At 67.3% G+C, this 25,544-nt stretch carries 20 protein-coding genes; 15 read left to right on the forward strand and 5 right to left on the reverse strand.

Annotated elements, in window-relative coordinates; genetic code table 11:
- Window positions 1–254: 254 nt before the first annotated feature.
- The 6 genes from WS49_RS24470 (at window position 255) to WS49_RS24495 (ending at window position 6,978) form a co-directional block, all read left to right on the forward strand.
- Entirely contained in the window at window positions 255–551 is a 297-nt protein-coding gene (locus tag WS49_RS24470) for a cupin domain-containing protein (RefSeq protein WP_059534137.1), read from the forward strand.
- Window positions 552–1,178: 627 nt separating this feature from the next.
- Entirely contained in the window at window positions 1,179–2,792 is a 1,614-nt protein-coding gene (locus tag WS49_RS24475; RefSeq protein WP_059534139.1) for a DUF2957 domain-containing protein, read from the forward strand.
- A 74-nt stretch (window positions 2,793–2,866) separates the two neighbouring features.
- Window positions 2,867–4,120, forward strand: coding sequence for a DUF2957 domain-containing protein (locus WS49_RS24480; protein ID WP_059534142.1), 1,254 nt, complete (start codon window positions 2,867–2,869; stop codon window positions 4,118–4,120).
- 73 nt (window positions 4,121–4,193) lie between these two features.
- Window positions 4,194–5,018: an OmpW/AlkL family protein gene (locus WS49_RS24485; protein WP_059534144.1), complete on the forward strand. Its 825-nt coding sequence runs from the start codon at window positions 4,194–4,196 to the stop codon at window positions 5,016–5,018.
- Between the two features lie 123 nt (window positions 5,019–5,141).
- The gene (locus WS49_RS24490) at window positions 5,142–5,645 is read left to right on the forward strand and encodes a hypothetical protein (protein ID WP_059534146.1); all 504 of its coding nucleotides are present in this window, start codon (window positions 5,142–5,144) and stop codon (window positions 5,643–5,645) included.
- A 223-nt stretch (window positions 5,646–5,868) separates the two neighbouring features.
- Window positions 5,869–6,978, forward strand: a complete 1,110-nt coding sequence (locus WS49_RS24495) for a hypothetical protein (protein ID WP_059534148.1) — start codon at window positions 5,869–5,871, stop codon at window positions 6,976–6,978.
- An 80-nt stretch (window positions 6,979–7,058) separates the two neighbouring features.
- Here WS49_RS24495 and betA read toward each other — a convergent pair whose 3' ends face one another.
- The 3 genes from betA to betI are packed head-to-tail and all read right to left on the reverse strand — an operon-like array spanning window position 7,059 to window position 10,868.
- Window positions 7,059–8,759, reverse strand: a complete 1,701-nt coding sequence (betA, locus tag WS49_RS24500) for a choline dehydrogenase (RefSeq protein WP_059534150.1) — start codon at window positions 8,757–8,759, stop codon at window positions 7,059–7,061.
- A gap of 22 nt (window positions 8,760–8,781) precedes the next feature.
- Window positions 8,782–10,251, reverse strand: a complete 1,470-nt coding sequence (gene betB / locus WS49_RS24505) for a betaine-aldehyde dehydrogenase (protein WP_059534152.1) — start codon at window positions 10,249–10,251, stop codon at window positions 8,782–8,784.
- 32 nt (window positions 10,252–10,283) lie between these two features.
- On the reverse strand, window positions 10,284–10,868 hold the full coding sequence (gene betI / locus WS49_RS24510; RefSeq protein ID WP_059534154.1) for a transcriptional regulator BetI: 585 nt from the start codon (window positions 10,866–10,868) through the stop codon (window positions 10,284–10,286).
- Window positions 10,869–11,589: 721 nt separating this feature from the next.
- On the opposite strand from betI, the gene WS49_RS24515 reads away from it, so the two are divergent.
- From WS49_RS24515 to fdhA, 8 genes are all read left to right on the forward strand, one after another.
- Window positions 11,590–12,492 carry an alpha/beta fold hydrolase gene (locus tag WS49_RS24515; protein ID WP_059534156.1) on the forward strand — a complete coding sequence of 301 codons (903 nt, stop codon included), beginning with the start codon at window positions 11,590–11,592 and terminating at the stop codon, window positions 12,490–12,492.
- Between the two features lie 67 nt (window positions 12,493–12,559).
- A complete protein-coding gene (locus WS49_RS24520; RefSeq protein ID WP_059534158.1) occupies window positions 12,560–13,129 on the forward strand; it encodes a methyltransferase family protein in 570 nt (189 codons plus the stop codon).
- A gap of 17 nt (window positions 13,130–13,146) precedes the next feature.
- The gene (locus tag WS49_RS24525) at window positions 13,147–14,430 is read left to right on the forward strand and encodes a glycosyltransferase (RefSeq protein WP_059534161.1); all 1,284 of its coding nucleotides are present in this window, start codon (window positions 13,147–13,149) and stop codon (window positions 14,428–14,430) included.
- Window positions 14,427–16,013, forward strand: a complete 1,587-nt coding sequence (locus tag WS49_RS24530) for a DHA2 family efflux MFS transporter permease subunit (protein ID WP_059534163.1) — start codon at window positions 14,427–14,429, stop codon at window positions 16,011–16,013. Before WS49_RS24525 ends, WS49_RS24530 begins: the two co-directional genes overlap by 4 nt.
- 10 nt (window positions 16,014–16,023) lie before the next feature.
- Window positions 16,024–16,962, forward strand: coding sequence for a glycosyltransferase family 2 protein (locus WS49_RS24535; protein ID WP_059534164.1), 939 nt, complete (start codon window positions 16,024–16,026; stop codon window positions 16,960–16,962).
- 8 nt (window positions 16,963–16,970) lie between these two features.
- Window positions 16,971–18,773, forward strand: a complete 1,803-nt coding sequence (locus tag WS49_RS24540; RefSeq protein ID WP_059534167.1) for an efflux transporter outer membrane subunit — start codon at window positions 16,971–16,973, stop codon at window positions 18,771–18,773.
- Window positions 18,773–19,963 (forward strand): HlyD family secretion protein, encoded by a 1,191-nt coding sequence (locus tag WS49_RS24545; protein WP_059534169.1) that lies wholly within the window; start codon window positions 18,773–18,775, stop codon window positions 19,961–19,963. Before WS49_RS24540 ends, WS49_RS24545 begins: the two co-directional genes overlap by 1 nt.
- 281 nt (window positions 19,964–20,244) lie before the next feature.
- Window positions 20,245–21,441, forward strand: coding sequence for a formaldehyde dehydrogenase, glutathione-independent (fdhA, locus tag WS49_RS24550; RefSeq protein WP_044844368.1), 1,197 nt, complete (start codon window positions 20,245–20,247; stop codon window positions 21,439–21,441).
- A 93-nt stretch (window positions 21,442–21,534) separates the two neighbouring features.
- Here the strand turns inward: fdhA and WS49_RS24555 are convergent, their stop codons facing one another.
- Both WS49_RS24555 and WS49_RS24560 read right to left on the reverse strand, forming a co-directional pair.
- Window positions 21,535–22,380 carry a hypothetical protein gene (locus WS49_RS24555; protein WP_059534171.1) on the reverse strand — a complete coding sequence of 282 codons (846 nt, stop codon included), beginning with the start codon at window positions 22,378–22,380 and terminating at the stop codon, window positions 21,535–21,537.
- Between the two features lie 8 nt (window positions 22,381–22,388).
- Window positions 22,389–23,810: an aminotransferase-like domain-containing protein gene (locus tag WS49_RS24560; RefSeq protein ID WP_059534173.1), complete on the reverse strand. Its 1,422-nt coding sequence runs from the start codon at window positions 23,808–23,810 to the stop codon at window positions 22,389–22,391.
- Window positions 23,811–24,106: 296 nt separating this feature from the next.
- Here WS49_RS24560 and WS49_RS24565 point away from each other — a divergent pair, with 296 nt between their 5' ends.
- Window positions 24,107–25,519, forward strand: a complete 1,413-nt coding sequence (locus tag WS49_RS24565; RefSeq protein ID WP_059534175.1) for a discoidin domain-containing protein — start codon at window positions 24,107–24,109, stop codon at window positions 25,517–25,519.
- Window positions 25,520–25,544 lie beyond the last annotated feature (25 nt).

Genomic DNA, 25,544 nt, shown 5'->3' on the forward strand with positions numbered 1-25,544 from the left:
CGACGCAAAGGACGTGCGACGCGGGTGCCGGATTTGCGGAAAATGTGTGCGAGTCATTCAATAAAGCGATGCTTTATTTGAATCGGGCGAACAATGCGTGCGGTTTTCGGGCAATCGGGCAATGATCGCGCTTGCGCGCGGCAGCGTGGCGCGCAGCAGGCCGACTGTGCCGCCCGAACGCCGTCGCGCCGTACCGGGACGGCGTGCGCCGCGCTCGCGATAATGCGTTCCTTTCACGTCCCGGAGCGAAGCGTATGTCTTTGATCGATTTCAAGTCCGTCGCGGCCGCGCAGGCCGTTGCATGGAAATCCACGATCGTCGGCGAAGTCGGGCCCGCCCGGATCAAGGTGCTGCGCATGGACGCGCAGCCGTACGAAGCGGAAGTGCACGACTACAACGAAGGGCTGCTGGTGCTCGACGGCAGGCTGATGCTCGAGGTCGACGCGAAGACGGTCGTCGTCGAGGCCGGGCAGATGTACCTCGCGGTCGCCGGCTTGCGCCACGCGGTGCTGCCGGGCAGTCACGGCACGCTCGCGATCATCGACGTGTGAGCTTGCGCCGCGGCATGCGTGCGGTCGCCGAAGGCCCGCACGCCGGGCCTTGCACGAGGTCGACCGCCGACATTCAAACGCGCGTTATACAGCTCGGGTATTTGTCTGAGCAAATAAATTGAAGGCTGTTTGAAAAACTGTCAAATACCATGCTCGCACTAGGATCGCGCGGTTCGGCACGTTTGGAACTCTGCATCCATTTACTTGTGCGTAGCGTCCGCTCATAGTCTCGACAAACGACGCATCACGATAACGAATCAAGCGTACGTACGGAGACCAATACATGAGACGCCTATCCGAGGGCCTTGTCGCATCGCCGTTTTCCTGCTTTTCGCCGGATGCGGGCACGACGTGCATCGCGTGCTGCCTGCGTCATCGCATCGCGTTGTCGCTGTAGCGACGCATCACATTCCATTTCGATTTCCCCGATGGCGCCGTGCCGCATGACGGCGGCGCCGGATAGCGCTTGCCTGCCGCGTCGGTCCTGATCGCATTCGCGTGACCGGCGACGCGGCGCGCATTGCGCGCATCGTCATGCGCCGCGCGTCGTCGCGACGGCGCGATACCAACCGGCGGGCCACGCAGCCCGTTCGGGCGAGACCTGTCTTACCTCACGAGGAGGGGTTGATGCTTTGCATTCCTGATTGGCGGAAGGCGATCCTGTCGTGCGCCGTGCTGGCGCTGCCGTTCGTTGCCGGTTGCGGCGGCGGCGACGATCCGGGCCCGATCAACGTGCCGCAGTGCTCGGGCAGCGCATGCGGGCCGAGCGGCGCGGAAACGACGCCGCCCGTCGTGACGAAGCTGTGCCCGGATTCGCTCGACTACACGACGACCTACACGGGGGGCGCCGGCAGCGGCGAATACGTGAAGGTGAAGTTCGACACGACGAAGCTCACCTACCAGATGCAGTTCATCGAATCGTCGGTGCCGACGTCGGCGGGGCAGGTCAACGACACGCGCGCGGGCCTGACGATCAGTGGCGCATTCCACCATCCGACCAATCTGCCGACCGCCGAGCAGAACCGCTGCGCGTTCGTGCTCGACAGCGGCGCGACGAGCGACGGCGCGTATGCGGTGACGATCAATCGCGCGGATCCGCCGATGCTGTTCGTCGGCAACGGGGTGGTCGGCGGCGGGATTCCGGGTGCGACGATCGCGTTCGCCGGTCTCGAGCCGTTCCCCGGCGTCGTGCTCGGCACCGTGCCGTCGCGCACCTTCGATTTCTATCCGTTCATCGGCTTCACCGACACCGAAACCGACTTCTCGAAGGTCGCCGGGAATTACAACGAACTCGGCATCCACCTGTCGCCGGTCGGCGGCAGCGCGCAGAGCAGCACGGGGGCGGTCGGCTGGCAACCCGACGTCGTCAACTGGAACCAGACGTTCAATGCCGACGGCTCGTGCACCATCACGGCAGGCAGCGACTACTCGTGCCAGACCACCGGAACGCCGTGGGCGTTGCGCAAGAACGCGGACGGTTCGTCCGACAACGTGTTCGTGAGCCATCCGCTGGCGAACGCGGGCGGCAGCCTCATCTATCCGTTCGCGGGGCAGGGCTCGGCGATCGTCATCGTCGCGCCGAGTCAGGCGAAGGGCATCATGATCGTCGGCAAGCTGAACGGCGTGCTGGTGCCGGTCGTGATTCGCGTGGGCTACACGCATATCGACGCGAGCAACCTGCTGGCGTCGGTCGCCGATGCCGAGGTCGGGATCTCGATGCTGTCGCGGACCACGGCCGTCGCGGCCAATTCGTTGAAGGGCGGTTTCATCGGCGCAACGAGCGCATCGGCGTGCGGTGTCGTGGCGCCCAGCACAGCGACGTTCGCGATCGCGACGGCGGGGCCGAGCTTCAACAACAACATCCCGCATCCGGATCTGCCCGGCACCTTCGACGGCACCTTCTTCCTGGCACAGGCCGGCAGTTGCAACGACGGTACCGCCGTATCGACGATGGCCGCGAACTACACGTCGACGCTGTTCCAGGGCGCCACCGCGGCGTTCATCGACCCGCAGACGTCGTCGGTCACGTCGCAGTTCGCGCTCGACTACACGCAGGCCACGCCCGGCAAGATCAAGGTCACGGCTTCGCAGGACTTCAACGCGAAGGGGGCGAACGGCAACGTGGCGATCTTCAGCAAGGGCGACACCGGCTGGCTCGTGACGGCCGGGAACATCTACGCGATGGTCGTCAACAACAACAAGGTCAACCCGTTCTTCACGGTCGGCGCGTTCGTCCAGTAACGGCGGCACACCGAACACGGAACACCGGCGGCGCACGCGTCGCCGCCGGCGAATCGAAATTCAAGAGGATTCCTATGAATGTGAAGCATTGGATGGCCGCGGCGTCGCTCGCGCCCGTGCTGGTCGCGTGCGGTGGCGACGGCGACCCACCGCCCGCGCCGGTGGTCCGGCTGTGCCCGCAGACGATCGACTACAACACGGTGTTCATCGGCGGATCCGGCTCGGGCGAGCTCGTGAAGGTGCAGCTCGACACGACGAAGATGACGTACCGGATGACCTACCTCGCATCGCCGGTGCCGACGACCACCGGCACGGTGCAGCCGACGCGCGACAAGGCACCGGCCAACGTTGTCGACGGCACGCTGGCCGACGAAACCGGCTTGCCGACCATGAAGCTGAACCAGTGCACGTTCCGGATGCAGAACGCGAGCCTCGACCCGAGCCGGCCGGCGCGCCTGTTCCTCGGTGAAGGCGTGCTGGGCGGCGCGATTCCGGGCGCGACGATCCAGTTCGACGGCGTGATCGGCGTGGGCAAGATTCCGAAGACGACGTTCCCGTACTACCCGTTCATCAGCTTTTCGTCGCTCGAAACCGATCTGACGAAGATCGCCGGCACGTACAACCAGCTCGGCTACCACCAGGTGCCGTCGCAGAACTTCCAGCCGGTGGCGCTCGACCAGCAGGTGACGATCAACGCGGACGGCAGCTACGTCGAGACCGACAACTTCGGCAAGAAGAACGGCGGGCAGCCGCTCGCATCGAGCGCGACCGTGAACCAGCCGTTCACGCTGCGCCCGGATGCGCCGGCGTTCCAGTCGCTGAACTACCAGCCGCAGATTCCGCCGACGCTCGCCGCGCTCGATCCGGCGAAGGCCGGCAAGGGCATGCTGATCGTCGGCAAGCTGCGTAACCAGCTCGTGCCGGTCTTCATCCGCACGGGTGCCGCGAACGCGGACCTCACGCAGGGGCCGCCGAGCGCGGACGACGAGTCGGGCATCTCGTTCCTGAGCCCGCAGACGGCCATCGCCCAAGGCTCGCAGAACGGCGAGTACACGGGTGTCGACAGCGCGTTCAACTACCGCGCGACCGCGCTCGTCGGTGCGCAGGCGACGCTGCTCGATCCGTTCAACGCGTCTCAGGCCGCGCTCACGCGCGCGCTGAACCTCGATTACACGCAGAAGGTGCCGGGCGTCGTGACGACCGTGCACGCGGACGCGGCGTCGGGGCCGGCGACCGGCAAATTCGTGTTCACGGGCGGCGTGTTCGGGTTCCTCGACATGGCTGATACGAGCAATCCGTACTTCACGGTCGGCGCGTTCGTGCAGTGATCACACGCGGATGGAGACACGGCGGCGTCGCGCATGGCTGCGCGGCGCTCCGAAAGAACGAGGGGGAGACTTCATGAAGAAGCTGATTGTCGCGGGTGTCGTCGCAGGCGTGTCGACGCTCGCATCGGCCCAGCAGGCGGGCGACAACGTCGCGACGCTGGGCTGGCTGCACATCATGCCGCAGGATTCGACCAACGGGCTGACGACGAATCTCGCGAGCATGCCGATCAACGGGCCGCTGCGGCTGCCCGGGTCGTTCACGTCGCCGGGCACCAGCCTGACGGTCAACAACGCCGATACGGTCGGCCTCACGCTCACGCACTTCTTCACCGACCATATCGCGGTGACGTCGGTGCTCGGCGTGCCGCCCGAGTTCACGCTGACCGGGCACGGCGTGATCCGGCCGCCGGGCCCGGCCGGTTCGCTCGGCAGCGTCAACATGGACAATCCGTCGAACCAGCCAGCCGTGAAGAATGCGCGGCAATGGAGCCCGACGATCATTCTTCAGTACTACTTCAATGCACCGACCGCGAAGTTCCGTCCGTTCGTCGGGATCGGCGTGGCCTACAGCTGGTTCAGCAACATCGAACTGAACGGCAACTTCGCGAAGGACATCAACGAGAACCTCGGCAGCGTGCTCGCGGCCGGCGCCGGCAAGCCGGGGCCGACGTCGGTGGAGGGCAAGGCATCGTCGTCGTTCACGCCGGTCTACAACGTCGGCGCGAGCTATGCGATCGACAAGCACTGGGGGTTGACGGCGACGCTGACCTACATGCCGCTGAAGACGTACTCGTCGCTCGTGATCAAGGCCGCCGACGGTTCGACGCTCGCGACCACGCGCACGCGGCTGAAGGCCGATCCGCTGATCACGTTCGTCGGGATCTCCTACAAGTTCTGAGTCGTCCGGCGTGCGTTGCGCACGCCGGCGGCTTCCTGCGACCGAGCGGCCGGGCCGATCCGGCCGGGGTGTCGCGTTCCTGGCGGCATGCCGCCATTTGTGAAGAGAGAGGGGGCAGTTCAAATGAGCATTCGCAAAATCGTATCGCTTGTTGCTGCAGTGGCATTCACCGCGGTTTCGGCCGCGCCTGCTTTCGCCGTGACCGTCTCGCGTGCCGACGGGCAGGCCATGAACCCGAACGGGGAGCCGTTCTCCGCGACGGGCCTCACGGTCCTGGCCAAGGGCTCGATCAATGCGACCTGCAACGCGACGTTCAACGGCACGATCTCCTCGACGGGCATCGTCAACATCACGTCGACGACGTTTACCGGCGCCGCGACGTGCGGCCTGATCAGCGGCAGCGCGACCAGCGCATCGCCGTGGACGGGCCAGGCCGACAGCACGACGCAACTGTCGATCAACAACGCGAAGGTGACCGTTTCGCTGCTCGGCGCCTGCGGGCCGAGCAAGGTCGTGACGACGTGGAGCGATCCGAACTCGTCGCTGACGTTCAACAACGCGGTGTTGACGCCGGACTGCACGGTCAGCGGCACGGTCGCCACGTCGCCGAAGTTCCACGTGCAGTAAGCGTCGCGCGATCGAGACCGGGCGCCCGCCAGGGATGAGGGCCGTGCAACGATGCGCGGCGGGTGTTCCGGTTTCGCGATGCATTCGTGTCGTCGCGCGTATCGGCGTGACGACCGGCCGGCCGCCTGCTTCGCGATCCGGATGCGGGCGGCCATGCAGGGGCCGGTGCGATGCACCGTGCCGCCCGCTTCGAACGACATAAAACAATCATTCCGGACCACCCATGCTCACCGATCCAGCGAAGTATGGCGATGCCCGCGCTGCGACGCCCGACCGGCTGCGCACGGCCGCGTGGCTGCAATACCTGATCGAACACCTGAACGAAGCGGCGTGCGTGGCGACCGACGACGTCGGCGCGACGGCCGCCACGCCGACGCACGCGGAACGCGTGCGTGCCGGCGCGAACCTGTCGCATGAAGCGATCGCCGTCCTGCACGAACTCGCGCCGTGGATTGCAACGGACGGCGGCGGTTGCGCGTGCGATGCGACCGATGCGTGCATGCACGTTCCCGACGCGCGGCAGCTCGCGCACGCGGAACGGTGCTGCCCCGGATCGCGCGCGGCATTCGATGCGGCGCATGGGTTCATCGATGCGTGGGCCTTCGACGATCCGAACGACGGCTGGGCCGCGCTCGAGCGGATTGCCGGCGGCGTCGGACCCGGCAGCGACGAAGTCGGCGGACACGAAATGCGGGAGCGACTCGCGAACGGCGAGGCACCGCCGCCTGCGAAGAACCTGAGAGAACGACATGCGGCCGTCGCGGCGGCCTGCGTGGAGCCATCGGCCGGGCCAGGGGCCGTCATCGACGCGATCGTGCTGCGCGTCTGCGGGCCGCGCGACGACGCAGCGCGCATCGACGAGATGGCCGCACTCGCGATGTTCTGCGCGGAGCTTGCCGCCGGCAAGGGGATGTCCTTCACCGCGTACGGCGGTCGGCACAATCTGGTTGCGCGCGCGATTCGTGAGCGACGCACCGATCTCGCGTCGGTCGATGGACTGCTCGCGGCGGTGTCCGTGTGCCGGCTCGACCGGCTCGTCGGCGCGGGCAGTTTCTGGGCGTATTACCTGCTGGCGGGCATCGTGATCGCGGCGCCGGGCATGGTGCGCGAGTTCGCGCGCCGCTTTCATGGCGACGCGTGGCAGGCGTGGCTCGATGAAGCGCTCGCGTGGCCGGCGGTCGGCCGCTTCGGGATGAAGGAGGATGTTGCGTTCGAGCGCCTGAGCGGCGCGATGAGCCTGACGTCGCGATCGAATCCGATCGTGCGCGCGAAACGCGTGCGGCCGAGGGGGGCTGCGATCACGCGCTTCAGTACGGGTGGCGACAGCAGCTAATGAAATGAAAAGCGGCTCGCGGCGAGAACGCCACGAGCCGTGCAGGTTGATGCTGCGCCCCGGGGAGGGCGCTTGCGCGGTTACGCCGTCTCCGGCTGCCGCACCGCCTTCGCGATATTGCGCGCCATCGCGCCGTTTGCGACGAAGTAAGGCACGTCCACCCGCGCCAGCGGCGTGCGACCGCGAATCTTGTCCGCGATTTTCTCCGCGATCATGATCGTCGGCGCGTTCAGGTTGCCGGTCGTGATGATCGGCATGATCGATGCATCGACCACACGCAGCCCTTCGAGCCCGTGCACGCGGCCTTCCTCGTCGACCACGGCCATGTCGTCGTAACCCATCTTGCACGAGCACGACGGATGGAACGCGGTTTCCGCGCGGGCCCGCACGAACGCGTCGAGTTCCTTGTCGGTCTTGCAGTCGGCACCCGGGTTCAGCTCGCGGCCGCGATAGCGGTCGAGCGCGGGCTGCCGCATGATCTCGCGCGTCGCGCGGATCGCATCGCGGAACTCGCGCCAGTCGAGCGATTCGGCCATGTAGTTGAACAGGATGCTCGGGTGATCGTTCGGATCGCGCGAACGCAGCTTCACGCGGCCGCGGCTTGGCGAACGCATCGAGCCGACGTGCGCCTGGAAGCCGTGCATCTCGATCGCGTTCGAGCCGTTGTAGTTGATCGCGACGGGCAGGAAGTGATACTGGATGTTCGGCCACAGATCGTCGTCGCGCGTGCGGATGAAGCCGCCCGCCTCGAAGTGGTTGGTCGCGCCGAGGCCGGTGCCGTTCAGCATCCATTCGAGGCCGATCTTCGGCTGGTTCCACCACTTGAGCGCCGGATACAGCGACACCGGCTCCTTGCACTCGTACTGGATGTACATCTCCAGGTGATCCTGCAGGTTCTGGCCGACGCCGGGCAGATCGAGCACGACGGGGATGTCGAGTTCCTTCAGCCACGCGCCGGGGCCGACGCCCGAGCGCTGCAGCAACTGCGGCGACGCGATCGCGCCGCTGCACACGAGCACTTCGCGGCGCGCATGCGCGGTCGCGCGCTCGCTGCCGCGCAGGTACGTGACGCCCGATGCGCGCTTGCCGTCGAACAGGATGCGGTCGGCGAGCGCATGCGTGACGATCTCGAGGTTCGGCCGCACCTTCGCCTGGTCGAGGTAGCCGCGCGCGGTGCTCGCGCGGCGGCCCTTCGGCGTGACGGTGCGGTCCATCGGGCCGAAGCCTTCCTGCTGATAGCCGTTCAGGTCGTCGGTGCGCGGATAGCCGGCCTGCACGCCCGCATCCACCATCGCCTCGAACAGCGGGTTCACGCCCGGCTTGCTGGTCGTGACCGACACGGGGCCGTCGCCGCCGTGATAGTCGTTCGGGCCGACGTCGCGCGTCTCGGCCTTCTTGAAGTACGGCAGGCAGTCGAGATACGTCCAGTTCTCGAGCCCCTTGTGCGTCGACCAGTTGTCGTAGTCGAGCGCGTTGCCGCGGATGTAGCACATCCCGTTGATCAGCGACGAGCCGCCGAGCCCCTTGCCGCGGCCGCATTCCATCCGGCGGTTGTCCATGTGCGGCTCGGGGTCGGTCTCGTAGGCCCAGTTGTAGCGACGGCCCTGCAGCGGATAGGCGAGTGCCGCCGGCATCTGCGTACGGAAGTCGAAGCGGTAGTCGGGGCCGCCCGCTTCGAGCAGCAGCACCGTGACGTTCGGATCTTCCGTCAGGCGCGTCGCGAGCACGTTGCCCGCGGAACCGGCGCCGCAGATGATGTAGTCGTATTCGCGTGTCGTCATGACGGTGTATCTCCTGTCGTTCTCAAAACACCGGGTTGTAGCGGCCGAGCTCGACCTGTACCGATTTGATTCGAGTGTAGTGTTCGAGCGTCGTGATGCCGTTCTCGCGTCCGACACCGGATTGCTTGTATCCGCCAACCGGCATCTCGGCCGGCGATTCGCCCCACGTGTTGATCCAGCAGATGCCGGCTTCGAGGCGGTGGATCGTGCGATGCGCGCGCGACAGGTTTTCGGTCACGACGCCGGCCGCGAGGCCGTAGTGCGTTTCGTTCGCGCGGGCAATCACTTCGTCCTCCGATTCAAAATCGAGGATGCTCATCACCGGCCCGAAAATTTCTTCGCGGACGATCTTCATGTCGTCGCGGCAGTCGCCGAACACGGTCGGTGCGACGTACTGGCCGTTGCCGAAGTGGCCGTCGGTCAGGCGCGTGCCGCCCGCGAGCAGCTTCGCGCCTTCGGCCTTGCCGCTCTCGATGAAGCCGAGCACCTTGTCGAGCTGCGCGGCCGACACGAGCGGCCCGAAGTTGGTGTCGGCATCGGTCGGCTTGCCGACGCGAATGCGCTTCACGCGTTCGAGCACCTTCTGCGTGAATGCGTCCTTGACCGAGCGGTGCACGAACACGCGCGTGCCGTTGGTGCAGACCTGGCCCGAGCTGAAGAAGTTGGCGGTGACCGCGATGTCGGCGGCGCGGTCGAGATCGGCGTCCTCGAACACGATCAGCGGCGACTTGCCGCCGAGCTCCATCGTCACTTCCTTCAGCGACGATGCGCCTGCGAGCGACATCACCTTCTTGCCGGTCTCGACGCCGCCGGTGAACGACACCTTCGCGATGTCCGGATGGCCCGTCAGCAGCGCGCCGACCGAACCGTCGCCCTGCACGACGTTGAACACGCCGGCCGGCACGCCGGCTTCCGTATAGATTTCAGCGAGCTTCAGCGCGGTGAGCGGCGTGACTTCGCTCGGCTTGAACACCATCGCATTGCCGGCCGCGAGCGCGGGCGCCGTCTTCCAGCATGCGATCTGGATCGGGTAGTTCCATGCACCGATACCCGCGCACACGCCGAGCGGCTCGCGGCGCGTATAGACGAACGACTCGGCGCGCAGTGGCACCTGCAGCCCCTCGATCGCGGTCGCGAGGCCCGCGTAGTACTCGATCACGTCCGCACCGGTGACGATGTCGACCGCGAGCGTCTCGCCGATCGGCTTGCCGGTGTCGCGCGTCTCGATCGCCGCGAGTTCGTCGTTGCGTTCGCGCAGCAGGTCGACCGCGCGGCGCAGGATCCGCGAGCGCTGCATCGCGGTCATCGCGGCCCATTCACGCTGGCCTTCCTGCGCCGATGCGACCGCGCGGTCGACGTCGGCCGCGCTCGCCTGCTGCACCTGCGCGAGCAGTTCGCCCGTGGCGGGATCGAAGGTATCGAAAGTCTTGCCGCTGGTGGCGTCGACGTAACCGCCGCCGATGTAGAGGCGCTGCAAACCGTATACGGACATGAGGATCTCCTTGAGGGCGACTGCGCGACGCGTCAGTCCGACGCGAGCAGCAGGTCGATGTAATTGTGGGCGAGCTTCAGTGCAGCCCGTGTGTCGATGGGGCCGCCGGCGAGCGCGCCGCGCAGCCACAGGCCGTCGATCAGCGCGGCGAGGCCGCTGGCGGCTTCCCGCGCCTTCGCGCGCGGCAACGCCTTCGCGAATTCCGCGCACAGATTCGAATGGAGGCGCCGCGTGTTGACGTGCTGCAGGCGCTTGAGCATCGCGTCGTGCATGCTCTGCGACCAGAACGCGAGCCAGGTCTTCATTACGGGCGCGCTGACCTGCGTGTCGTCGAAGTTCGCCGCGACGATCGCGCGCAGCCGGGAACGCGGGTCCTTGCGTGCCGCGACGCGGCGGCGCGTGGTAGCCGCCCACAGATCGCGCAGCACGTGCCGCATCGTGGCTTCGAGCAGGCCGTCCTTGTCGCCGAAGTAATGGCTGACGATACCCGTCGAGATGTTCGCGCGCTGCGCGACCGATGCGAGTGTCGTGCCGGGCAGGCCGGCCTCGTCGATCGAGCGCAGCGTCGCGTCGATCAACTGCGCGCGACGAATCTCCCGCATTCCGACTTTCGGCATCGCGACTCCCTTCGCCCGGACGGGCCGTTCCTGGAAGTCGAGAGCTTAGCGGTTTTTTATTGAACGTTCAATCAACAAAAAAATCGGGGTCCGACGGGAAATCGTGTGATCGGCTTGAGGGGCAGATACCGCTGCGACGATTGTGCAGGTGCGGAAAAACGAATTGAAAGGAGGTTAAATAAATTGAAGTTTGTTTAAAACGAATTCCGAAAAGATGACGCAATGGTTGGGAAAGTTTCCTGATTCGATTTATTACACGTCGAAAGAATGTCGAGCTATGTGAGATTTTCGAAAATCAGAAAATTCTGATCTCGCATACCGTCATAGGGAATTTCATGGAATTCGTTTCAATCAATCGATTCAAACCGCATATCGCGTTGAATGTAAAGGGAATGTTGTGAATTTGAGATCGTTTGTCGGCTTGGTCGCAAACGATTGCCGTCAACCCGTAATCGATTCCGTCTACCATAAAAAATGACAAAAATATTTGAATCTGGCGTATTTCCAGATGGAGTAGAGGGGATCGTTGGAATGACTTGAGTAAGTAATATTGCCCGTATTAGTATGGCGCCGAACCAAAAGGAATGAATCGGCGCCGCGGGTTTTTCCCGCGGTGCGTCGGCAATGGGCGCGGCCAACGACCGCGACAGGGCCGGTGCCCGCCATTGCGCACCTGCAGCATGCCGCGACGCCGAGACGCCGCATCCACCGGAGAACGACGATGCCGACCGAAAAACACGTGGTCCCGCTACCGAATGGTCTGAAGGTCTACGTCGAACGGAACGTGTTCGATCCGTCGTTCGACACGGCGATGCTCGTCAACGGCGCGCTCGCAACGACCGCATCGTTCGGGCAGACCGTCCAGTATCTCGGCGAGCGGATGAACACGATCTGCTTCGACCTGCCGTATGCGGGGCAGTCGCGCCAGCACAACCCCGGCTGCTTCATCCTGACCAAGGACGACGAGGCCGCGATCCTCCAGCATCTGGTCGAGCGCTTCGCGCCGGCGTTCCTCGTATCGGTGTCGTGGGGCGGCGTCGCGTCGCTGTTCGCGCTCGCGCGCGGGTGCCCGAGCGTGCGGCGCGCGGCGATCTGCTCGTTCTCGCCGTTCCTGAACGACGCGATGGTCGACTACGTGACGCGCGCACGCGACCACATCGCCGCGGGCGAGAACCTGAAGGCCGCGCAGTTGCTGAACGATACGGTCGGCCGCTACCTGCCGCGCATCATGAAGCTGTACAACTACCGTTATCTGACGCGCCTGCCGCGCGACGAGCAGGACCAGGTCGCGTTCCACGTCGACCAGATCCTGTCGCTGCAGCCGGAGCGCTACCTGAGCGAGTTCTCGAACATCGGCTGCGAGCTGCTGTTCCTGAACGGCGAGCGCGACGAATATACGACGCCTGCCGATGTCCGCCAGCTCGCCGCGCACGTGCCGCGCGCGCGCTTCGCGACGATTCCCGACGCCGGCCATTTCCTCGACATCGAAGGCCGCGCGCAGCGCGAAACCACGCGCGCGGCGCTGCTCGACTTCTTCTGCGACACGCCGCCCGTCGCCGCGGGCATCGCGCTCGGCGCCGCGCACGCATGTGTGTCCGCGCCGATGCCGGCGATGTCGTCGTGATCCAGCACATTGCGCACCGGCCGCACCGGGCGCATCCGAATTCTTCTCCACACGAGGCAGGCCAGCCGTGAATATCGTTCAGACTATCGCCATCGTCGTTCCGTGGGCCGCGTGGCTCGCCTATTGGATCATGACGTCCCAGGCCGTGAAGACGACCGTGCGCAAGGAGGCGTCGCGCTCGCGCACGCTGCAGTCGATTCCGATGATCGTCGGCGGCGCGCTGATCATCCTGCCCGATCCGTCGTGGCAGGCACTCGTGCCCGACTGGCAGCGCTTCGGCCTGCAGGCGCAATGCGGGCTCGCGGTGCTCGTCGCGGGGCTGCTGTTCTCCGTGTGGGCGCGGCTGCATCTCGGCACGAACTGGAGCGTGTCCGTCACGCTGAAGGAAAACCACGAACTCGTCCGCACCGGCCCGTACGGCCTCGTGCGCCATCCGATCTACACCGGCTGCCTGATCGCGCTGGTCGGCGCCGCGCTGATCGGCGGCGAGTGGCGCGGCGCGCTCGGCGTCGTGCTCGTGTTCGCATCGCTCGCGTACAAGGTGCGCGTCGAGGAGAGCTGGCTCACCGGTCATTTCGGGCCGGCGTACACGCAGTATCGCCGCGAGGTCGCGGCGCTGATCCCCGGCTTCTACTGACCCCCGCGAGGCGCGCGATGGCGAAGGTGATCGTGACCGCGATCGGCTCGGCGGGCGACGTGCATCCGCTGCTCGGCGTCGCGCGTGCGCTCGCGCTGCGCGGCCACGACGTCGTGTTCTGCACGCATCCGCCGTTCGCGGCGGCCGCGCGCCGCTGCGGCTTCACGTTCGTGCCGGTCGGCACGAGGGCCGAGTACGAGGCCGCGATGGCGAACCCGGCGCTGTGGAATCCGCGCACGTCGTTCCGCACGCTGTGGCAGGTGATCGCGCCGGTGCTGCGCCCGCATTACGACACGCTGCGCGCGCTGACCGATCGCGACACCGTGCTGGTCGGCACGTTGTGGGCGTTTTCCGCGCGCTTCATGCAGGAGTTGCACGGCACGCCGTATGTGTCGGTGCAGGTGTCGCCGTCGACGCTGCTGTCCGCGCACGTGCCGCCGACGCATCCGCGCCTGACGATTCCCGCGCGCTGGCCGCTGCCGGTGAAGGCGGCGCTGATGACGCTGATCGAGCGACAGGTGCTCGACCGCGTGTGCGGGCCGGCGCTCAACGCGGTGCGCCGAGACCTCGGGCTTGCGCCCGCGCGGCGCGTGCTCGGACGCTGGCTGCATTCGACCGACGGCGTGCTGTGCCTGTTTCCCGACTGGTTCGCCCCGGCGCAGCGCGACTGGCCTGCTGGCGTTCTGCAAAGCGGCTTTCCGTTGTTCAACGACATCGCGACACCCGACGACGATCGCGCGCTCGACGCGTTTCTTGCCGCCGGCGAGCCGCCCGTGGTCTTCACTGCAGGGTCGACGCTGGTCGATCACGCCGCATATGCACGCGCGGTCGCGGGCGCGCTGCATGCCACCGACGCGCGCGGCATCCTGCTGAGCCCGCACGATGCGGCACCGGACGGCGACCGGCTGCTGGTGCGCCGTTTCGTGCCGATGCGCACGCTGCTGCCGCGTTGTCGCGCGCTCGTGCATCACGGCGGGATCGGCACCGCGGCGCTCGCGTTCGAAGCCGGAATTCCGCAGGTCGTGACGCCGTTCGCGCACGATCAGTTCGACAACGCGCAGCGCGTCGCGGCCAGCGGCGCCGGCGTGCGCGTCGACGGTGCGGTCGACGGCGTGCGTCTCGGTGCGGCGCTCGCGCGCGTGCTGGATGAACCCGAATTCTCCGTGCATGCCGAACGCACGCGTGCGTTGATCCACGCGGCGCCGGACGGCTGCGAAACGGCCGCCGATTACATCGAGCGCTTCGCGCCGAGCCACGAGCGCGCGATCTCGCGGCCCGTTGTCGCGATGGCGGGCACATGAGCACGGCATCGCCGCTCCGGGACACACCCGCCGCCTTCGACGCGAGCGAACCCGCATCAGCTGCGTCGCCGGTGCGCGGCGCGCGGCTCGCGCTGCTGACGTTCGCGCTGTCGCTCGCGACCTTCATCGAAGTGCTCGACTCGACCGTCACCAACGTCGCGGTGCCCGCGATCTCGGGCAGTCTCGGCGTCTCGAACAGCCAGGGCACGTGGGTGATCAGTTCGTATTCGGTCGCGGCCGCGATCGCGGTGCCGCTGACCGGATGGCTCGCGCGGCGCGTCGGCGAGCTGCGGTTGTTCGTCGGCGCGGTGCTGCTGTTCACGCTGACGTCGCTGCTGTGCGGCCTCGCGCGCGACCTGCACGTGCTGGTCGTCTGCCGCGCGCTCCAGGGGCTGTGCTCGGGGCCGATGGTGCCGTTGTCGCAGACGATCCTGCTGCGCACGTTCCCACCGGACAAGCGCACCGTCGCGCTCGCGCTATGGGCGATGACGGTGCTGCTCGCGCCGATCTTCGGGCCGGTGGTCGGCGGCTGGATCGTCGACAGCTTCTCGTGGCCGTGGATCTTCCTGATCAATTTGCCGATCGGGCTGTTCTCGTTCGCGGTCTGCACCGCGATGCTGCGCCCCGACGCGCAGCGCGGCGCGGCCGGCCCGATCGACGTGCCGGGCATCGTGCTGCTCGTGATCGGCGTCGGTTCGCTGCAGGCAATGCTCGATCTCGGTCACGACAAGGGCTGGTTCGATTCGCCGCTGATCGTCACGCTCGCGGTGGTCGCGGGGCTCGCGATCGTGTCGCTGCTGATCTGGGAGGCGGGCGAGGCCCATCCGGTCGTCGACCTGAGCCTGTTTCGCGACCGCACGTTCTCGTTCTGTGTCCTGATCATCTCGCTCGGGATGATGAGTTTCTCGGTGGTGGGCGTCGTGTTCCCGCTGTGGATGCAGGCGGTGATGGGTTACAACGCGTTCCACGCGGGGCTCGCCACTGCGTCGCTCGGCGTGCTCGCGCTCGTGTTCTCGATTCTCGTCGGCCTGCACGCGCACCGCTTCGACGCGCGCGTGCTCGCGACCTTCGGCTTCCTCGTGTTCGCGGCCGTGCTCGCATGGGACGCGCATTTCACGCTGAAGATGACGTTCGCGCAGATCGCCGCGCCCGGGCTGATCCAGGGGATCGGGCTGCCGTGTTTCTTCATTCCGCTGACCGCCGCGACGCTGTCGCGCATTCCGGACGACCGGCTCGCGGCCGCGTCGAGCCTGTCGAACTTCCTGCGCACGCTGTCGGCCGCATTCGGCACCGCGATGAGCGTGACGTTATGGGACAACCGTGCGACCTATCACTACGACGTCGTGTCGCAATCGGTCACGCACGCATCGGCGAACACGCAGCGCTTCGTGCACACGCTGAACGCGATGGGCGTGGACGGCGCGCGCGAGCTATCCACGCTGCACCAGGTCGTGATGCAGCAGGCGTACATGATGGCGACGGGCGACATGTTCTGGATGGCGAGCATGACCTGCCTCGTGCTCGCCGCGATGATGTGGCTCACGCGGCCGAAGCGCGGCGCGGCGGCTTCGTTCGGACATTGAGGAAAGCGACATGACGACACTCGGCGCACTCGTGATCCTGTATCACCCGACCGACGCGCAGCTCGCGGCGCTCGGCGCGTGGCGGCATGCGTGCGACGCGCTGCTCGTCGTCGACAACACGCCGCAGCCGGACGCACGCGCAAGCGAAGCATGCGCGCGCGACGGCATCGCGCTGCTGCATCACGGCAATCGCGGCGGAATCGCGGGCGCATACAACGCTGGGCTCGCGGCGCTGTTTCGCGACAACGTCGATGCGGTCGCGTTGTTCGATCAGGATTCGTCGGTGCCGGCCGATTACTTCGCGACGATGCGCGACGCGTGCGCGGGGCTCGCGGGGCGCGCGTTCCTCGCCGGCCCGCGCATCTTCGACGAGAACGCGCGCAGCTTCCTGCCCGAGCTGGCGACCAACGGGATCGCATTGCGCCGGCTGCGCGTCGATCCCGACGCGCAGTTGCAGCGCTGCGCGTTCCTGATCTCGTCGGGCTGCGTCGTGTCGCGCGCCGCGTTCGACATGCTCGGCCGCTTCGACGAGACGCTGTTCATCGATCACGTCGACACCGAGTACAGCTTCCGCGCGCTCGCGCGCAACGTGCCGCTCTACGTCGTGCCGTCGCTGGTGCTGCCGCACCGGATCGGCGCGAAACGGCGTCACGCGTTCGGCCCTTTCGAAATGACGTCGATGAATCACTCGTGGCAACGGCGCTACTACAGCGCGCGCAATGCGGTGCAGCTCGGGATGCAGTACGGGTTGCGCTTTCCGGTGGCGATCGTGCCGAACCTGCTGACCGTGTGGCAGGTCGTGCAGATCGCGCTCGTCGAGCGCGACAAGCGCGACAAGCTCGCCGGCATCCTGTTCGGTATCGCGGACGGCCTGTTCGGCCGGCTCGGTCCGCTCGAGCGCACGCGGCCGCGTCTGGCCGCACGGGCGCAGCGCGTCCAGCAAGGATGAGGGAAGCGATGCGGCGTGTGAAAGAAAATGCGGCAGAGCGGGCGCGTAGCGTGAAGGGCGGTGCGTTGATCGGAGCCGCGGCGGTGGCGATGGCATTGGGCGGATGCGTGCCGACGGGCTTCCTGCCGTCGCTGTCGTTGCACGCGCCGGCCGACGATGCGCTCGCGCGCACGGCCGGCCCCGGCGTGGACGGTGCATGGCCCGCACCCGACTGGGTGAAGCAGCTGCAGGACCCGCAGCTCGACGCGCTGGTCGCCGAGGCATCGCAAAACAACCCCGACCTGCAGGTCGCGCAGGCGCGGCTGCGGATCGCGCAGGCGCAGCTTCAGCAGTTCGATTCGCTGACGGGGCTGACGGGCACGGCCGGCGCAACGGTCAGCCGCGCGCGGATGCCGAAGCCGGGCGACGACGTCGCCAACGTGTCGGTCGGCGGCTATCGCGTGCCGGTCGAGATATTTGGCGATCCGAACGTATCGCCGTCGTCGGTGTTCGTCGGGCTCAACTACCAGCTCGACCTGTGGGGCAAGAACCGCGCGGCGACGAAGAGCCTGATGTCGCTGCGTGAAGCGGCGCGGGTCGAAGCCGAGCAGGTGCGGCTCACGCTGGCGGTCGCGATCGTCACCGTGTACTGCCAGCTCGACCAGGCGTACGCGACGCAAGATCTGTTGCAGCAGAAGCTGAAGGTCAGTCAGCGCGTGACGACCGTGCTGCGCGAGCGTACCGCGCGCGGGCTCGACAACGCGTACGACGCGAGCGACGCATCGATCAAGCGCAGCAAGCTGCTCGCGCAGATCGCGCTGAACGACGAGCAGATCAAGCTCGCGCAACTGCAGCTCGGGGTGCTGTCGGGCCGCGGCCCGGAGCGCGGGCTCGCGCTGCAACGGCCACGCGTCGGCGCATTGGCCGGCGGCGCGCTGCCCGCGCGGCTGCCGGCCGATCTGCTGGGCCGTCGGCCCGACATCGTCGCCGCGCGGCTGCGTGTCGAAGCCGCGTTCGCGAATGCCGATTCGACGCGCGCGCAGTTCTATCCGGACGTGAACCTCGTCGCGCTCGGCGGCGTGTTCGCGCTGACGCCCGCGTCGCTGTTCTCGCGCGACGCGCTCGGCGCGTCCGTCGGCCCGGCGATCTCGCTGCCGGTGTTCGATCGCGGCCGGCTGAAGGCGAAGCTCGGCGCGGACGTCGCGCAGGCCGACGTCGCGATCGGGCTGTACAACAAGACCGTCGACGACGCGCTTGGTCAGGTCGCGCAGATCGTCACGTCTCTTCGTACGTCGCAGACGCTCGTCGCGCAGCAGCAGGATGCGGTCGCGGCCGCGCAAAAGATCGTGGAGATTGCGACCGACCGTCACCGGCGCGGTGTGCTGATGCAGAAGGACGTGGATGTCGCGGATCTCACGCTGATCGACGAGCGCGCGCAGATGATCGCGTTGCTCGGCCGGCAGCGGACGCTGCGTGTCGGATTGATCGGCGCGCTGGGCGGCGGGTTCGACGCGGGCGCGACGGTTGCGCAGGCGCCGACCGGGCATCGGGCGCGTGGCGAGGCGGCGAAGCGTGGCCCTTCGCCCGCCGCCGCGACCGCGAGCCAGTCGGTGCCGGGGCCGTCGGCCGATGCGCGTGCGCAGAGCGTGGCCGCCCCGCAGGTCGTCGCTGCATCGAATGCGGCGGCTGCACGACGCGACGACGCGGCACGCACGCCGGCCATCGGCGCCACGCCTCGCGGCGCTTCCGTTTCCTCTCGCACGGCGGCGGCGAATCCAGCGCCGATCCCGCTATTCCAGCATGACCGCCTGATCGTTACGCAAAGCGACTGATGCACCACGACAACCTTCATACCGCCGCGCAGCCGGCTGCCCTGAACGATCCCGCACTCGACGCGCGCCGGGCGACGCGCCGCAAGCGCTTCATGCTGTTCTTCGCGGTCGTGCTGCTGGCCGCGCTCGTCTGGATCGCGTTCTGGCTGTTGCGCGACCGCTATGACGAAGACACCGACGACGCGTATGTCGCGGGCAGCATCGTGCAGGTTGCCGCGCAGATTCCGGGCGCGGTGACCGACGTGCTGGTCGCCGATACGCAGACCGTGCGCGCCGGGCAGACGCTGGCGAGGCTCGACGACACCGAGGCGTCCGTCGCGTTCGCGCAGGCGAAGGCGCAACTCGTGCAGGCCGTGCGGCAGGTCGCGAACGCGAAGATCTCGAACACGATGTACGTCGAAGCCGTGAACGCGCGCCAGGCCGACCTGTCGCTCGCGCAGCGCGCGCTCGCCGCGCGTTCGGGCGCGTCGGTCGAGATCGTCGCGCCCGAGGAACTGGCGCGCGCGCGTGCGGCGGTCGCCGGTGCGCAGGCCAATCTCGCGGCCGCACAGGCGCAGCTCGATGCGGCGCGCGCGCTCGGCACCAGATTGCCCGTCGACGAAAGCCCGTCCGTCGTGCAGGCGGCCGCGCAGTTCAAGCTCGCGTACCGGAACCTGAAGCGCACGACGATCGTCGCGCCGGTCGACGGCACGATCGGCCAGCGTTCGGTGCAGGTCGGCCAGCAGGTCGGGCCCGGCGTGCCGCTGATGTCGATCGTGCAGCTCAATCGGTTGTGGATCGAGGCAAATTTCAAGGAAGGGCAGATCCGCAACATGCGCATCGGGCAGCCGGTCGAGGTGGCGTCGGATCTCTACGGCTCGCGCGTGACCTATCGCGGCCGCGTGCAGGGCTTCTCGGCCGGCACCGGCAGCGCGTTCTCGATGCTGCCCTCGCAGAACGCGGCCGGCAACTGGATCAAGGTCGTGCAACGCGTGCCGGTCGTGATCGCGATCGATCCCCGCGATCTGGCCGCGCATCCGCTGCGGGTCGGGCTGTCGATGCGCGCGACGGTCGATACGCGCAACCGTGACGGCCATGCGCTCGACAGCGAGCCGCCGACGCCGGCCGTCAGCACGCGCGTGCACGACGGAGTGGCGAGCGACGCGGAAACGGCGGCCGCCGCGATCATCCGCGAGAATCAGGGCGGCTAATGCGCGCCCACCGACGCGCCCGACCGGCCGGGCGCGCCGATCACGCCGGCCGGCCTGGGCGCGCGCTCCCGCGTTCCGTGCCTTCCACGATCCCGCCCTCCGGCCGTTCCCCCTGACCCGACTTTCGCATTTCCGCCATCGATGTCGGCACCGTTCAAACGCATGTCGCGTTTGAGACATCGGGGCCCCCACCTCCGGGACTACTCTCGAACAGCACGTTGCGTAGCACCGCATCTGCCGGCGCACAGCAGCGCCATCCAACGAGACATGGAGACAATACGATGAGCAGCAATCGAGGTGTCGTCTATCTTGGGCCGGGCAAGGTCGAAGTTCAGAAGATCGATTATCCGAAGATGGTCGATCCGACCGGCCGCGCGATCGGCCACGGCGTGATCCTGAAAGTGGTGAGCACGAACATCTGCGGTTCCGACCAGCACATGGTGCGCGGCCGCACGACCGCGCCGATCGGCCTCGTGCTCGGTCACGAGATCACGGGCGAAGTGGTCGAGGTGGGCCGCGACGTCGAGACGCTGAAGATCGGCGATCTCGTGTCGGTGCCGTTCAACGTCGCATGCGGCCGCTGCGCGATGTGCAAGGACACGCATACCGGCGTGTGCCTGAACGTGAACCCGTCGCGTGCCGGCGGTGCTTACGGCTACGTCGACATGGGCGGCTGGATCGGCGGCCAGGCCGAGTACGTGCTCGTGCCGTACGCGGACTTCAACCTGCTGAAATTCCCGGACCGCGACCAGGCGATGGCGAAGATTCGCGACCTGACCTGCCTGTCCGACATTCTGCCGACCGGTTATCACGGCGCGGTGAGCGCGGGCGTGAAGCCGGGCTCGACGGTCTACATCGCGGGCGCGGGCCCGGTCGGCATGGCGGCGGCCGCGTCGGCGCGCCTGCTCGGCGCGGCGGTGACGATCGTCGGCGACATGAACGCGGAACGCCTCGCGCACGCGCGCGCGATGGGCTTCGAGACGGTCGACCTGTCGAAGGACGCGTCGCTCGGCGAGCAGATCGAGCAGATCCTCGGCGTGCCGGAGATCGATTGCGCGGTCGACTGCGTCGGCTTCGAGGCGCACGGCCACGGTTCGTCGGGCCATTCCGAGGAAGCGCCCGCGACGGTGCTGAACTCGCTGATGGAAATCACGCGGCCGGCCGGCGCGATCGGCATCCCGGGCCTGTACGTGACGGACGATCCGGGTGCGAAGGACAAGGCCGCGCAGCACGGCAGCCTGAGCATCCGCTTCGGCCTCGGCTGGGCGAAGTCGCACTCGTTCTTCACGGGCCAGACGCCGGTGCTCAAGTACAACCGCAACCTGATGCAGGCAATCCTGTTCGACCGTCTGCCGATCGCGAAGATCGTCAACGTCGAGGTGATTTCGCTCGATCAGGCGCCGGAAGGCTACAAGAAGTTCGACGGCGGCGCGCCGCGCAAATTCGTGATCGATCCGCACGGCTTGCTGGCGGCCTGACGCACGAACGATGCGCATGAAGCGGGCGGTACCGGAGACGGTGCCGCCCGTTTTTCGCTGTGGGCGTGGCTGCGGCCGCGATGCGCCGCGCGCTCAATGCCCGCGATAGACCATCGCCAATTCGGCTCCGCTCGCCGTGGTTCGTCGACCATGACGCGTATGCACGCCCACGTGGCGTATCGCGTGCCCGCGTCGCGTCGCGGCGGCGCCGCCTTTCCAGTCGGCGACGCGAACGCCGCCGCCGCGCGCGCCGTTCGGTCCGTGAACCGACGGCGCGTGCCGCGCGAGCGTCGTCGTCGGGCGTCCTGCCGCGTGTCGGGGCGTGCCCGCGTTGCCGGGTTGGGCTGCCTTGCTCGATCGATCGGCGTCGGTGTCGACGTTGGCGTCGGCGAGCCGAGCGGTGTCGACCGCCGCGGGTTCGGCCGGGTGAAATGCCTGGACCGGCGCGGGTGCGGGCGCGGGCCCGACCGGCAACGTCGGCGCATCGGCCGCATGCAGACTGGCGTAGGCCGTCACCGGGCGCGATGCGCCCGGTCCGCGACAGACGGGATCCGCCCGGCACGTCCGGTCGTACGTCACATAGCCGCCGACCAGCATCACGAGGGTCAGGATGCTCAGCAGCGGCGCGCTCGACGCGCTCGGCCGCTGGACCGCCGCGCCGCGCACCGCGGCCGCGACGCGCGACGACCACGTCGGGACGGGCTGCACCTCGTGCGGGGGCGTGGCCTGCGCGGCGGGCGCATCGTCGCTCGATTGTTGCAGCGGCGCGAACGGCCAGTCTCCCAGTCCGCAGACGGGGCACTGCTCGCTGGCGCGGAACGCCATGAAGCCGCACTGCCGGCAGCGCTGGCTGACGGCGGCGCGCGGCTCGGCACGCAGGTTCAGTGCGCCGCGCAGCGTGTCGCGCGTGCGGACTTTACGGTTGGGCAGGACTTGCATGATCGTTGCTACCTCGTCTGCTGTTGCCGCCCCGCGAGCGTTCCGATCGTCTGCATCGCGTCTTCGACGGCAGGGGTCCACGGTCGGCCATAGTTCAGCCGGACGTAGCGGTGAAAGGCGCCCGTCATCGAAAAGATCGGCCCGGGCGCAAGGCTGACCCCGTTCTCCATCGCGTCGCCGAACAACTGCATCGCATCCACGTGCGGCGGCAATTCGATCCACAGGAAATATCCGCCGCGCGGGGCATACACCTCCGTGTCGGCCGGGAAATACGCGCGAACGGCCGCGAGCATCTGCGCCTGGTGCGCGGCCAGGTTGCGCCGGAGCCTGCGCAGGAAGCGGTCGTACGCGCCGTTGCGCAGGTAACTGGACACGGCCATCTGCGCAGGCACGTCGGCCGCGGGCGCGCTCGCGTTCTTCACCTGCCTGATCTGCTTCACGTAACGTCCGGCCGCGACCCAGCCGACCCGGAACCCGGGGGCGAGGCACTTCGAGAACGAACCGCAATGCAGCACGAGCCCGTTGTCGTCGTACAGCTTCGCGGGACGCGTGGGGGTCGGGCCGAAATGTAGTTCTCCGAACACGTCGTCCTCGATCAGCGGCACCTGGTGCGATGCGAGCAGTTCGATCAGCGCGCGCTTGCGCTCGTCGGGCAGCGTCGCGCCGGTCGGGTTGTGGAACGAAGTCATGAACCAGCACGCGCGCACCGGATGCGTGTCGAGCGCTTCGGCGAGTGAGTCGAGATCGAGGCCGGCGCGCGGGTCGACCGGAATCTCGATGGCCTTCAGATGCAGCAACTGAACGGCCTGCAGCACAGCGGGGAAGGCAGGGCGTTCGATCGCGACGATGTCGCCGGGGCGCGTGAGCGCCTGCAGGCTCAGCGTCAGCGCTTCCGCCGCGCCGGTGGTGATGACGATTTCTTCCATCGGCAACGACGCGCCGGCGTTCAGGTACCGCAACGCGATCTGGCGGCGCAGCGCTTCGTTGCCGGGCGGCAGGCCGGCCAGCAGTTTCGCGCGATCCATGTTGCGGGCGGCCGTCGCCGCGTATCGCCACAGGCTGCTCATCGGAAACAGCGAATAGCTGGCGAATGCGGAACCCAGCGGCACGATGTCGTCTCGCTTGAGGGAGTCGATCAGCTGGAACAGCGCATCGTCGTCGCCGGTCTGCGTCGCAGCCGGTTTGCGCGGTGTGTCGTGACCCGCGCGCACGCGCCTGTCATCGAGGTTCGCAACGAAATAGCCGGAACGCGCGCGCGCGACGATCAGGCCCTCGCTTTCGAGCGCGTAGTACGCGCGAAACACGGTGGAAGGACTGACACGATAGGCGCGGCACGCCGAGCGCACGGTCGGGATGCGTGCACCTGCCGGCAAATCGCCGCGCCGGATCGAATCGGCAATCGTCTGCGCGAGCACCGCATATCGCTTCATGCCTGGCCTCCGGCCGATCACGGCCGTCGCTGAAAAAAGAGTAGCACGGCGTCCGCCGCGTTCAATCCCGCCCCCAATCGTTCATCCGCGAGTTCATCCGTAACTTGCTGATACGCACGTTTTCGACCGACTCTGATCCTTTTCTTCAGACCAGCGAACCGGCATTCTTCGCAAGCCTTATTCCCGACGCGTGATCGATACGGTGTTCACGCTCCCCGACGGCGGATCCGTCACGCCCGCGCACCGTGTGCGGGACCGGGTCCGCACCGCCCTTACCTTACCCGGAAGCAACCAGCGTGAAATCGAAGTTCCTCGTCGCGGGCCTCGTGGCCGGCGTCGCACTCAACCTGTTTGGCGGCGCCGCCGAAGCGGCCTGCATCAACTATCCCCCGACTCAATCCAATGCGACGTTTCCCGCCGCACTGACCGGCAAGCTCGTCTATCACAGCTACGTGAAGTACGGCGACGGTACGAGCCAGCTGTTCCTGTACGACTTTTCGGCCCGCACGCTCACGCAGTTGAGCAAGAGCAGCTGGGGCATCACCGATCCGATGAACGGCGTGTTCAGCCCCGACGGAAAGTGGCTTGCATTCATGGGCATCAGCAATGGCGCCTGGAACGTGTTCATGTTGCAGCTCGGCGCCGGCACGCCGCCGGTCAACCTGACGCACAGCACGGGCGCGACACGCAACGAGGATCCGAAGTTCAGCGCCGACGGCAAGACGCTCGTGTTCAAGCAGAACGGCGACGTGAAGCAGGGCACGCTGTCGTACACGAGCGCGGGCCCGGTGTTCACGTCGGTCGTGAGCCTGACCAATGCACCGTCCGGCGCCGAATATTCGATGCCGTTCCTCGCGCCGGACGCAAGCGCCGTCTACTACGCGACGGGCACCGGCTCGAACATGGGGCTGATGAAGCGCACGATCGCGACCGGCGCGACCGCCGTGTTCGATCAGCCGGCCGGGCTGCAGACGTATTACCCGATCGTGCGTGCGGACGGCATGGTGTTCTACGCGCGCTGGAAGGACACGGGCGGCGCCGACCAGATCTACGTAAAGACCGCGGACCCGGCGTCGACGCCGAACCAGTTGGCGCTCAACGACTGCATGAGCAACAACTCCGACCCGGCGCCGGTGAGCGGCACGAACTACGTGTTTTTCTCGTCGACGACGGCGGGTGGGTACCAACTCTACGTGGGCGACGTGACGACCGGCCAGCGCTGGAGCCTGTCGCAATTCGGCGTGAACGCGGACACGACCAAGGCGAAGCTCGGCTCGAGCTACTACGGCGGCCCGGCCGTCGCGCAGCCGACGCTGCTGTCGCAAGGTCGTCCGGCTGCCGCGTCGGCGAGCTACAACGCATCGCTGACGGCGGACAAGGCGTTCGACGGCAACACAACGAGCACGCGCTGGGATTCGCCGGAAGGCGCGGGTGTCGATCCGCAATGGATCTCCGTCGATCTCGGCGCGGTGAAGAAGATCAGCAGCGTCGATCTCTACTGGGACGCGGGCGCGCTCGTCTACCAGATCCAGACGTCGACCGACAACGCGAACTGGACGACGGTCTACTCGACGAACAACGGCGTGTCGTACGGTCACGTCACGCTGCCGAACCTGAACGCGCAGGGCCGCTACGTGCGGATGCTCGGCACGAAGCGGGCGACGCAGTGGGGTTACTCGCTCGACGAAATGCAGGTGTGGGGATCGTAAGCACCAGCAAAAAGGCGGCCTTCGA

The organism is Burkholderia sp. RF7-non_BP4 (assembly GCF_001521935.1).
GTDB classification, from domain to species: domain Bacteria; phylum Pseudomonadota; class Gammaproteobacteria; order Burkholderiales; family Burkholderiaceae; genus Burkholderia; species Burkholderia diffusa.

Coding starts and splice junctions, on each gene's coding strand:
- WS49_RS24530 (WP_059534163.1), top strand. CDS start 14,427: ATGAGCACGGCATCGCCGCTCCGGGACACACCCGCCGCCTTCGACGCG.
- WS49_RS24555 (WP_059534171.1), bottom strand. CDS start 22,380: ATGCAAGTCCTGCCCAACCGTAAAGTCCGCACGCGCGACACGCTGCGC.
- WS49_RS24515 (WP_059534156.1), top strand. CDS start 11,590: ATGCCGACCGAAAAACACGTGGTCCCGCTACCGAATGGTCTGAAGGTC.
- WS49_RS24525 (WP_059534161.1), top strand. CDS start 13,147: ATGGCGAAGGTGATCGTGACCGCGATCGGCTCGGCGGGCGACGTGCAT.
- WS49_RS24495 (WP_059534148.1), top strand. CDS start 5,869: ATGCTCACCGATCCAGCGAAGTATGGCGATGCCCGCGCTGCGACGCCC.
- WS49_RS24485 (WP_059534144.1), top strand. CDS start 4,194: ATGAAGAAGCTGATTGTCGCGGGTGTCGTCGCAGGCGTGTCGACGCTC.
- WS49_RS24475 (WP_059534139.1), top strand. CDS start 1,179: ATGCTTTGCATTCCTGATTGGCGGAAGGCGATCCTGTCGTGCGCCGTG.
- betI (WP_059534154.1), bottom strand. CDS start 10,868: ATGCCGAAAGTCGGAATGCGGGAGATTCGTCGCGCGCAGTTGATCGAC.
- WS49_RS24560 (WP_059534173.1), bottom strand. CDS start 23,810: ATGAAGCGATATGCGGTGCTCGCGCAGACGATTGCCGATTCGATCCGG.
- WS49_RS24470 (WP_059534137.1), top strand. CDS start 255: ATGTCTTTGATCGATTTCAAGTCCGTCGCGGCCGCGCAGGCCGTTGCA.
- betB (WP_059534152.1), bottom strand. CDS start 10,251: ATGTCCGTATACGGTTTGCAGCGCCTCTACATCGGCGGCGGTTACGTC.
- WS49_RS24540 (WP_059534167.1), top strand. CDS start 16,971: ATGCGGCGTGTGAAAGAAAATGCGGCAGAGCGGGCGCGTAGCGTGAAG.
- WS49_RS24535 (WP_059534164.1), top strand. CDS start 16,024: ATGACGACACTCGGCGCACTCGTGATCCTGTATCACCCGACCGACGCG.
- WS49_RS24480 (WP_059534142.1), top strand. CDS start 2,867: ATGAATGTGAAGCATTGGATGGCCGCGGCGTCGCTCGCGCCCGTGCTG.
- betA (WP_059534150.1), bottom strand. CDS start 8,759: ATGACGACACGCGAATACGACTACATCATCTGCGGCGCCGGTTCCGCG.
- WS49_RS24545 (WP_059534169.1), top strand. CDS start 18,773: ATGCACCACGACAACCTTCATACCGCCGCGCAGCCGGCTGCCCTGAAC.
- fdhA (WP_044844368.1), top strand. CDS start 20,245: ATGAGCAGCAATCGAGGTGTCGTCTATCTTGGGCCGGGCAAGGTCGAA.
- WS49_RS24490 (WP_059534146.1), top strand. CDS start 5,142: ATGAGCATTCGCAAAATCGTATCGCTTGTTGCTGCAGTGGCATTCACC.